The organism is Pectobacterium wasabiae CFBP 3304 (genome assembly GCF_001742185.1).
GTDB classification, from domain to species: Bacteria; Pseudomonadota; Gammaproteobacteria; order Enterobacterales; family Enterobacteriaceae; genus Pectobacterium; species Pectobacterium wasabiae.
In genome coordinates this window covers 810083-820077 of the sequence record NZ_CP015750.1, presented here as the reverse complement: position 1 = coordinate 820077, position 9995 = coordinate 810083, and the positions used below count along the sequence as shown (strand labels likewise).

General features: G+C 53.0%; 9 protein-coding genes. 6 read left to right on the top strand and 3 right to left on the bottom strand.

The window, feature by feature from the left end:
- Positions 1-7: 7 nt before the first annotated feature.
- Together A7983_RS03700 and fepD are read right to left on the bottom strand one after the other, a co-directional pair.
- Positions 8-1027 carry a FecCD family ABC transporter permease gene (locus A7983_RS03700; protein ID WP_005975127.1) on the bottom strand — a complete coding sequence of 340 codons (1020 nt, stop codon included), beginning with the start codon at positions 1025-1027 and terminating at the stop codon, positions 8-10.
- Complete coding sequence (fepD, locus tag A7983_RS03695; protein ID WP_005975125.1) at positions 1024-2076, bottom strand: Fe(3+)-siderophore ABC transporter permease; 1053 nt, start codon at positions 2074-2076, stop codon at positions 1024-1026. The genes A7983_RS03700 and fepD overlap by 4 nt, the downstream gene beginning before the upstream one ends.
- A 182-nt stretch (positions 2077-2258) precedes the next feature.
- On the opposite strand from fepD, the gene entS reads away from it, so the two are divergent.
- Positions 2259-3539 (top strand): enterobactin transporter EntS, encoded by a 1281-nt coding sequence (gene entS / locus A7983_RS03690; RefSeq protein WP_005975123.1) that lies wholly within the window; start codon positions 2259-2261, stop codon positions 3537-3539.
- 55 nt (positions 3540-3594) lie between these two features.
- On the opposite strand, the gene fepB is transcribed toward entS, so the two are convergent.
- Entirely contained in the window at positions 3595-4602 is a 1008-nt protein-coding gene (gene fepB / locus A7983_RS03685; RefSeq protein WP_005975121.1) for a Fe2+-enterobactin ABC transporter substrate-binding protein, read from the bottom strand.
- 192 nt (positions 4603-4794) lie between these two features.
- On the opposite strand from fepB, the gene yacL reads away from it, so the two are divergent.
- The 5 genes from yacL (at position 4795) to A7983_RS03660 (ending at position 9979) form a co-directional block, all read left to right on the top strand.
- On the top strand, positions 4795-5154 hold the full coding sequence (yacL, locus tag A7983_RS03680; RefSeq protein ID WP_005975119.1) for a protein YacL: 360 nt from the start codon (positions 4795-4797) through the stop codon (positions 5152-5154).
- A gap of 479 nt (positions 5155-5633) precedes the next feature.
- Positions 5634-6464 carry a DeoR/GlpR family DNA-binding transcription regulator gene (locus tag A7983_RS03675; RefSeq protein WP_005975117.1) on the top strand — a complete coding sequence of 277 codons (831 nt, stop codon included), beginning with the start codon at positions 5634-5636 and terminating at the stop codon, positions 6462-6464.
- Positions 6465-6488: 24 nt separating this feature from the next.
- Positions 6489-7472: a substrate-binding domain-containing protein gene (locus tag A7983_RS03670; protein WP_005975115.1), complete on the top strand. Its 984-nt coding sequence runs from the start codon at positions 6489-6491 to the stop codon at positions 7470-7472.
- A 4-nt stretch (positions 7473-7476) separates the two neighbouring features.
- Positions 7477-8997 (top strand): sugar ABC transporter ATP-binding protein, encoded by a 1521-nt coding sequence (locus A7983_RS03665; RefSeq protein ID WP_005975113.1) that lies wholly within the window; start codon positions 7477-7479, stop codon positions 8995-8997.
- Positions 8990-9979: an ABC transporter permease gene (locus tag A7983_RS03660; protein ID WP_005975111.1), complete on the top strand. Its 990-nt coding sequence runs from the start codon at positions 8990-8992 to the stop codon at positions 9977-9979. The genes A7983_RS03665 and A7983_RS03660 overlap by 8 nt, the downstream gene beginning before the upstream one ends.
- The last annotated feature ends 16 nt before the right edge of the window (positions 9980-9995 follow it).

Sequence of the window (9995 nt, the reverse complement as noted above, 5' to 3'; positions counted from 1 at the left end):
ATGGCGGTTAACGCCGCGCTTCGCGGATAAGCAGCCAAATCAGGTAAACCCCGCCGATACTCACGGTTACGGCCCCTACCGGAAGTTGGACGGTAGCAAAGGCATGCTGGGCGATGATATCGGCTGACAGCAGCAACACGGCACCGATCGTGCCAGCGGAAAAGAGCGGTGTTGCGCTGGCTCGAGTGAGCCGCCGGGCGATCTGTGGGGCGGCTAAGGCGATAAAAGAAATCGGGCCAGCAACGGCAGTGACCACCGCAGTGAGCAGAATACCGAACAGCATCAGCCATAATCGGCTGGCTTCGGCGTTAACACCCAGCGATCTGGCGCTGTCATCCCCCATTTCTAGCAGTTTCAGACGCGTGCGCAGCAACAATGTGCCGATAATAGTCAAGGGGATCAGGATGATGGCCGGCTGTGCTTTCATCCACGTCATGCCGTTCAATGAGCCGGTTCCCCAGAGCGCGGCCGTCATCGCATTTTCCAGTGAACCTGTGACAATAAGCCAGGTATTGAAGGCCGATAGCATGGCACTGATGGCGATCCCGATAAGGATTAAGCGGAACCCGGTGACTCCCTTACGCCAGATGAGCAGATAAACCAGGGCTGCGGTGGCGATACCACCCAACATCGCACCGCTCGCGATTTCATACCCATTACCTTGTAATAAGATGATCACGATGAGTGCGCCGGTGTAGGCACCGGTATTGAAGCCGATGATATCCGGGCTGCCTAATGGGTTACGGCTGATAGACTGAAATATTGCGCCGCTGACGCCCAATCCTGCGCCCAACAGCAGCGCGGAGAGCGCACGCGGTGCGCGCCATTCGGTGATGACGGTAGCGCCGACAGAAGGAGCACCCATAAATATGCGCCATATATCAAGCGGTGGGAGTTGCAGTGCGCCGAGACTGACTGCCAGTGCGAACAACAGCAGGCATAACAGCAGCAGCAGGCTGTTAATGAGAACGATGTGGCGTGGGAGTTGGCTGTAGACAGCCCGGCGATGACGCGCGTAATGGCTCATCGCTCGTTTCCTACTATGTTGTGGCGGCGAACCAGCCAAATCAGTACGGGCGCGCCGATAAATGCGGTTATGATCGAAACGCGCAGTTCACTCGGTGCCAGTAGGCGGGCGAGAATATCGGCGCACAATAACAGCACTGGGGCGAGCAGCATCGAATAAAATACGATCCAGCGCTGGTCTGGTCCTGCCCACCAGCGAGCGATATGCGGGATCATCAAGCCAACAAAACCGATAGGCCCGACCAACGCGGTTGCCGAACCGCACATCAACATGATGGCGATCACGGCGACGGAGCGGATTAATACGGTGCGGGTGCCGAGGGCGGTCGCGATGTCGTCACCCATGCTTAATGCATTGAGCGCGCGGGCGATGATTAACGCTAATCCACCTCCCAGCAATACAATGGGGGCGACCAGTGCAATGTTATGCAGGGAACGAATATCCAGCGTACCCGCCTCCCACATGCGCATTTGGTCAAATGCATCGGGATTCAATAGCGAAACCGAAGACGTGATGCCCGTGAGTACGGCGCTGAGGGCGACACCAGTCAACGTTAAGCGAATGGGGTTAACGCGCCCACCGCTGAGCGAGCCGATAACCCATACCACCACGCTGGTCACCAAAACGCCGAGCCAGGCAAATCCAAGCCAGGAAGCCATGTCGGTGATACCGAACCAAATGATGCCCATGACAATGGCGAAACTGGCACCCGCGTTGACGCCAAGAATACCTGGATCGGCGAGGGGATTGCGGGTCAGCGCTTGTATGAGCGCGCCGGAACCGCCGAGCGCGATCCCGGCAATGATGCCTGCCAGCGTGCGCGGTAAACGGGCGTCGAGAATAATAATACTGTCTGCGTTGTGGAGCTGGCCTGTCAGGCTCATCCACACGGTTTCCGGTGCAATGGATTTTGCACCCAGCATTAGGCTGGCAATGGCACCGAGCGTGATGAGCAGTAAACATAGTGTGACACCACGCCAGCGTCGAATATCAACCCTGCGAGGATCGTATGATGTGCGATTCGCTACGCTGGAAGGATAAACGGGCATCCTCAATGCGACTCCCTTCTGAGTAAATGAGTGTGATAATTACTATCATTAGTATTGTCTTTTTACTATGGTAGCATGTCCTTCCTTGTAAATACATTGACCTACAGCGGGGTAACCGTGAACTTGTCGCTGGATGAGGGACGGTTTCGTTCACGCTGGTGTGGCTTTCACGCGGGAAATCTATGGCCAAATCCTCCGTTTTTCTTGACTTCAGTCTGTTGAAAACCAACGCGAATTTTCGCGCGATTTTTATTGCTCGAATGCTGTCTGTTTTCGCGCTGGGTATGCTGTCCGTTGGTGTACCGATTCAGGTGCAGGCAATGACGGGCTCGACCTTTCAGGTGGGGATGGCCGTGGCGCTTGACGGTATTGGGATGTTTATTGGCCTGATTCTGGGCGGTGTACTGGCTGACCGTTTCGATCGCCGTAAACTGATTCTATTTGCGCGCGGCACCTGTGGCTTGGGATTCGTCGCGCTCAGCATTAACGGATTTTCTGATACGCCGTCGTTACTTGCGCTCTATGTGCTGGCAGCATGGGATGGTTTTTTCGGTGCGCTGGGGATGACGGCGTTAATGGCGGTTATTCCGATTTTGGTCGGGCGGGAAAATTTGCCCGCAGCGGGCGCATTGAGCATGTTGACCGTCCGTTTGGGCTCCATCCTTTCACCCGCACTGGGCGGAGTGATCATTGTCGCGGGCGGTGTCGGTTGGAATTTTGCTATTGCTGCTATTGGGACGCTGGCCACCCTGATTCCGTTGGTGCGTTTGCCGTCGTTACGCCCTGCAACGAGTGAGCCGGAACCGCCACTGCGTGCCTTAATCGGTGGTGTGAGGTTTGTATGTTCGCATCGTGTCGTCGGGTGGGTGGTGCTGATCGGCATGTTAGTCAGTGTTATCGGCGCGATGCGCATCCTTTTCCCTACGTTAGCGAATGATGTTTATCATGCAGGGCCGTCGGCGGTCGGGCTGATGTTTTCCGCCGTGCCGCTGGGCGCGATGCTGGGGGCGTTTACCAGCGGATGGGTATCTGGCGTGGCGCGTCCTGGTTTGATTCTGTTGCTGTGTGCCAGCGGGGCGTTCTTATCGGTGGCGTCGCTAGGGCTGGTGGGGCATCTCGTCCCCGCGCTGTTGGCGTTGGTATGTTATGGCTATTTACATGCGATTACCGGGCTATTGCAATTTACCTTAATTCAGACTCACACGCCGGACCCTCTTCTTGGGCGGGTGAATAGTCTGGTGACGGCACAGGATGTGACGGGGGATTCGGTGGGAGCATTGGGGCTTGGTTTTATGGGAAGGATATTCGCCCCTGCAATGAGCATTCTGATGTTTGGGGGGATCGCAGGGCTAGTTATTCTACTGGCTCTGCTCGTGCGGCCACTGCGGCAATGCACCTTTGGTGAGCCAGATGCTGTCACCCAGTCTGATGAGACAGAGGAAAAGCCCGCCACCCCAGCGTGATAGGCGAACGGTGTGTCGCTGCGGCCAACCACTGTTGGCCGCGAACCGAAGGCCGTTACGGTTTACGGAAATGCCGTTCGATATTATCAAGCATGTTGCTTGCGCTGTAATAATCCAGACGGAACGTATCAGGCCCCATCGCCCATGCCTGCTGTTGCATGACCGGTTCCAGATAGCGGAGGAAGGGGTTGGCAAGCATCTTTTTAACCACGTTTTCATCAGCCGAAAATAGCAATAATGAGCGACCGGTTAGGCTATCTGCCATATTTTCACCGGAAACTTGCACGATGTCCTGCCGCTTGCCCTGAGACGTTTCCGTTTTAAGCCAGGCCGGCGGCGTGGCAAGCTGGAAGCCCAACTCATGTAGCAATTGCCCCTGTGCGGAGGCGTCTGTCCAAAGGTTAACACCGCGCCCATCCTCATAATAAACCAGTGCGGACACTGGTTGAGGAGGTAGCTGAATCGCGTTTTTGACCGCATTCACCCGTTGTTCAAAACGAGTGATAACCGCGTGTGCATCGGCTTCGTGTCCCGTAATCTGACTGAGTTGTTGCGCAAGTTCCTGCCAGCTTTTATCTCCGTAATCAATCACCAGCGTTGGCGCAATTACTGACAGTTGTTCATAGAGCTTTAGCGCTGAATCTCCCCCTGTTGCGGCAATCACAATCAGGTCAGGCGCAGCGGCAGCGATGGCTTCCGCGTTAGGCTCGGTAATATACAGCGGCTTAACGCCTCGCTCCTCAGCTAACTGGCTCCACTGAGAAAAAAAGCCTTTGCTATCGGCAACGGCGCTGCGTGGGCTGGTGGCACCGGAAGCAATCAGCGGCGCATTAATCGCCAGCAGCGTACCGCTGATCGTCACGCTGGTTGAGACGATGCGCAGTGGCGGTTGTTGCAACGTTAAAGGTCCTTTGAGCGTCTGGAACGTCCGAGGCCAGCCCTCATGATGAGCGGGGGCGGCAGGTGTGCGCTCGGTCTTTTCCTCGTTGTCACAGCCGTTGAGAAAAATGCTGAAAACAATCGCCAGGATGGCATAAATACGCCGTTGAATGGTTTTGTGCATCGCAGTCTGTTTTTCCTGAAGCGTAAGAAATGAGTCGGCATCTGGTCGTGTTACGGGCAATCACGTTATCATATCTCGCCATACGTCGCGGTTCCTGTGTAAAAATAATCTCGCGTTTTGCCAGTGGTCACGGTGAGAGAGCAATTGGAGCACTAGACTGAACATAAGAAACATCACAGTGAGGATGACATCATGGACTATGAATTTTTGCGGGATGTGACGGGCCAGGTCATCGTTCGTATGTCGATGGGACATGAAGCGATTGGGCACTGGTTCAATGAGGAAGTGAAAGGCCAACTGGCGGTACTGGCTGATGTCGAAGATGCTGCGCGTTCCGTTGCAGGCAGTGAACGGCAGTGGCGACGCGTGGGCCACGAATACACGTTATTGCTGGATGAAGAAGAAGTGATGGTTCAGGCAAATCAACTGTCTTTCACCACGGATGAACTGGAGGAAGGCATGAGTTATTACGATGAAGAGAGCCTGTCTTTATGCGGTCTTGACGACTTTTTAACATTGGTGGAAAAGTACCGCGAGTTCGTCCTGCACTGATCGTGGCAGACATGCGATCGTGTTGTCACTCCCGTATTTTGGCAACACCACCCGTTAGGCGCGTGGTGTTTCCCATCAATTAGCCCGCGCGGCATAAAGCCTTTTCCCCTTTCCCACCCCTTACGTCTATCGTTTTATCCTTTCCTGTTGCTCCGGCGAGAGGGATGAGGCAAGACGATGTTTTTTGTTAACGAACTGCAACAAGATAAAACGGTCAAATACACACATTCGGTCATATTCGGTCATTGTAATGCGCAGTCGCTATTTTTTTATTTTTTTTCGATAGCGCTAAAAGGATGACGCATAACGACTTTAAATGGGAGTTGTATCACAATAAATAATGATTTTTTTTGGTTATTTCATTTTTTATTTGATTGTTGTCACTTAATTAAAACTGCCAATTTTACCCCTTGGTACTCTCGCGCAGTGCACATTTTTCACTCTCTCTATCCATTACTTTATTAACACCGGAGGTCATCATGCTACCGATTGAACGCCAGCGGCGAATAATGGAAATATTAACCCTCAATAGCCGAGTGCTGGTGGCGGAATTAGTCAGTTTATTACAAGTTTCTCAGGAAACTATTCGCCGTGATTTATCCAATTTGGAAAAAAAAGGCATGTTGCTGAGGAGTCACGGTGGTGCGGTATTAGCACAAAAGCACCAGGGGAAAATAATAAATAATATAAATAAAAATAATGAGTATGAATTAACCTTTCACCAGCGCACGAATGAAAATATTTCGCAAAAAATGCAGATAGCCAAACGTGCGCTGGATTTTATTAGCGTGGGGGACTGTTTATTACTCGATAGCAGTACTACATGCTGGTTTCTCGCTCGACAATTACCCGATATAGAATTAACGGTAATAACCAATTCACTACGAACGGTACAGACGCTGGCACCGAAAGGGCATATTCGCACCATCTGTCTGGGGGGGGAGTATTCCGATCGTGATGAGGATTTTAATGGTGTGGTGGCAGAACAGCCGTTAAAAGAGTTTTTGATTAATAAAATTTTCTTTTCCTGTAGCAGTTTGGGTAATGACGGTTATTTACGTGAAGGGAATGAAAATAAAGCACACCTGAAACAGCAGATGTTATTAGCTTCAGAAAGAAAATATTTGCTGATGGATGCGAGTAAGTTTTTGCATCCTTCTTTTGCACGTATTTGCCATTACCGTGATGTGGATTTTCTTATTACTGACAAATTGGAAGACAAAGATCTAACACAGGAATTGGCCTGGAACGGCGTCAATATTATTGATTGTTCGCAACGTCCCCAGTCCATGCAGTTAATTAATAACTAACAAGATCATCACCCTGGAGAGATTATGAAAAGAACATTCCTCGCCTGTACCCTCCTTGCCTTATTAAGTTCCGCTCACGCCGATGCTGCCGAGAAATTGCGTATGGGCGTCGTCGTCAAAATTGGTGGTATTCCGTGGTTTAACGCAATGGAAGCGGGCATCAAAAGCGAGGCGGCCAAACGCGGTATTGATGCCTGGCAGGTTGGCCCGACTGCGGCTGACCCTGCTCTACAGGTTCGTGCGATTGAAGACTTAATCGCACAGAAAGTGGACATCATTGGCGTCGTGCCGAATGACCCGAAAGTGCTGGAACCGGTGCTCAAACGTGCGCAAGAGGCGGGTATTAAAGTTCTGGTGCATGAATCCCCCGGCCAGAAATATGCAGACTGGGATTTTGAGCTGGTAGATGCGCCGACCCACGGTATTAACCATATGAAAGCACTGGCTGCCTGCATGAAAGAAGAAGGTAAATACGCCATGTATGTGGGGAGCCTGACGGTGCCTTTACATCAGGAATGGACCGATGCCGCGCTGGAATATCAAAAAACGCACTACCCAAAAATGCAGTTGGTAACCGATAAGTTTGGCGTCGGTGAATCGCTGGATGGGTCTATCCGTACCAGTAACGAACTGATGTCTAAATACCCTGACCTTAAAGGCATTATGGCCTTTGGTTCACAAGGGCCGATTGGGGCGGGACGTGCGGTGATGAACCGTAATAAAACCGATCAGATCTGTGTGATTGGCGCGTTTAGCCCAGGACAGGGTGCCACGCTGGTCAACCGGGGTGCCATCAAAGGTGGCTATATCTGGAACCCGAAAACGGCGGGCGAGGTGTTTGTTCGGTTGGCCGACATGATGCAGAAGAACCAGCCGATTACGGACGGTATGACGATCGAGGGGTTGGGTAAGGTCAATGTGGATGCGCAGGCGCGTACCATTCTTGGCAACAATACCGAAAGCCTTGATAAAGCCAATCTGCCAAAACTGATCGAAATGGGGCTGTAGACCAATGACGCTGACCGAACCACAGACATTGATTGCGCTCAGCTCTGTCTCCAAGACGTTTGGCGGCAATCGCGCGTTGCACGAAGTCGATCTGTCATTGGCTGTCGGGGAGGTTCACTGCCTTGCAGGTACCAATGGCTGCGGCAAAAGTACATTGATAAAGGTGATTTCCGGCGTATACGCGCCGGATGCCGGTAGCCAGATTTCGCTCTTTAACGGTGAAGCTGCGGCGGAAGCGCAATTTCCCCGCCTGACGCCCAAGCAGGCGCGCGAATTTGGTATTCAGGTGATCTATCAGGATCTGTCGCTATTTCCCAATCTCAGCGTGGCGGAAAACATCGCATTTGAACACAACCTGAAAGGGCTATTGGGCTGGTATCGCGCAGGAACGCTACGGGAAACGGCGCAGCGGGTCATTGGTGAGCTGAATTTTGATCTGGATCTGGACGAAAAGGTGTCGGCGCTGTCCATCGCCCAGCGCCAGCAGGTTGCTATCTGCCGCGCGCTAGTGGCAGATGCCCGACTGGTGATCATGGATGAACCGACGGCATCGTTGACGCGGACCGAAGTGAACCAACTGCTACGCACCGTGCGTTACCTGAAAGAGAAGCGCATCTGTGTGGTGTTTGTCAGCCATCGTCTGGATGAGGTGCTGGAGATCTCCGATCGCGTCACCGTGATCCGCGATGGGCGGAAGATTGGAACCTGGCCTGCCAGCGAGATAGATGGTCATCGTCTGACTGAACTGATGACGGGGTTAACGCTGGATTATCAGCGTAAAACGCCAACGCTGAATCCAGACCGCACGCTACTCGAGGTGGCTGGCCTGACCCGTGCTGGCCAGTATCACGATATCAATTTTACTCTGCGCGAAGGCGAAGTGCTGGGACTGTGTGGGCTGCTGGGCTCAGGGCGAACAGAGCTGGCGCTTTCCTTATTCGGTATGACGCGTCCAGACCGCGGAAAAATCTGGTTGGACAGTAAGCCAGTGACCTTCCGTAGCCACGAAGACGCGATTAAGGCGGGCATTGGCTACGTTTCTGAGGATCGTCTGACGCTGGGGTTGGTGCAGCAGCAGTCGGTTGCAGACAACATGGTGTTGACCATCCTCGATCAGCTTCGCAACCGATTCCACCTGATTGATGAGTATCGTAAAAATAAACTGATCATGAATTGGATCGGGCAGCTAGGGGTACGCCTGGCCGATCCGCAGCAGGCGATTTCTACCCTGTCTGGGGGCAATCAACAAAAAATCGTGCTGGCGAAATGGGTGCTGACTCAACCGAAAATCCTCATTCTGGATTCGCCCACGGTGGGTGTCGATGTGGGAGCGAAAGCCAGTATTTACGCGTTGATCCACCAGCTTGCGCAGGAAGGGCTCGCCATCATCCTGATCTCCGATGAGGTGCCAGAAGTTTATTACAACTGCGACCGGATTTTACACTTTCGCAACGGTGCTATTCATGCGGAGTATCAGCCTGAACAGTTGGAACAACAGCAACTTGCCGAGGTGATCAATGCCTGATTTCTCCTTTTTTAAACCCAAAAGTAGCCAAGGATGGCTGGCCTGGGTGCTGCTTGTCGCTATCGTGTTTTTCTCGCTGACCAGCGACCACTTTTTGTCGATGCAAAACCTGCTCGATCTGGCGGAAAGCTACGCGGTGACGGGCATCTTCGCGCTGGGACTGTTCGTGGTGCTGGTGACCGGGGGGATCGATATTTCGTTTGCCGCAGTGGCATCGGTCGTGCAGTACCTGATTGCCACACTGTTCATTCAATTCCAGTTTGATAATGCCCTGCTCAGCGTTGTGCTGGCGATTGCCTGCGGCATCGTGTTCGGCATGGTCAACGCGGTACTGATCTATTCGCTGAGAATCGTCTCGATCATCATCACGATCAGTATGCAATCGCTGCTGTTCGGCCTGCTGATGTGGTTGACCGACGGCCGTAGCCTGTACACGTTGCCCGAATGGTGGGTCACGCTGCGGCAAGTCTTGCCGTTTACGTTGGACGGCCTGCCTTTTCAGGTGGGGCTACCGCTGGTCACGCTGCTGGTTATTACTGGGCTGACCTGGATCCTCCTGAATAAAACCCATCTGGGGCGTCAACTCTATGCGGTCGGTGGCGACCAGGAGTCCGCTCGCCGAATTGGCATTCGGGTGGGGCTGATCCATCTCTTCGCCTATGGCTATTTAGGAGCGATGGCTGCGATAGGCGGGTTGGTGCAGACCTACCGCATGGGTGAGGTGGTGCCGAATGCGCTCGTGGGCGGCGAACTTGACGTACTGGCCGCGACCGTACTCGGCGGTGCCAGCCTGATGGGCGGTAAAGGGACGGTTCTGGGGACGCTGATGGGGGTCTTTCTCATTGCCATTCTGAAAAACGGTCTGAATCTGATCGGCGTGTCTAGTTACTTCATGAATATCGTTATCGGCGTGGTGATTATGCTGGCCATCGCCGTCACACATTACAAAAAACGCAAAGAAACCGACGTCAGCTTTGTGTGACCGACCGGAGGATCCT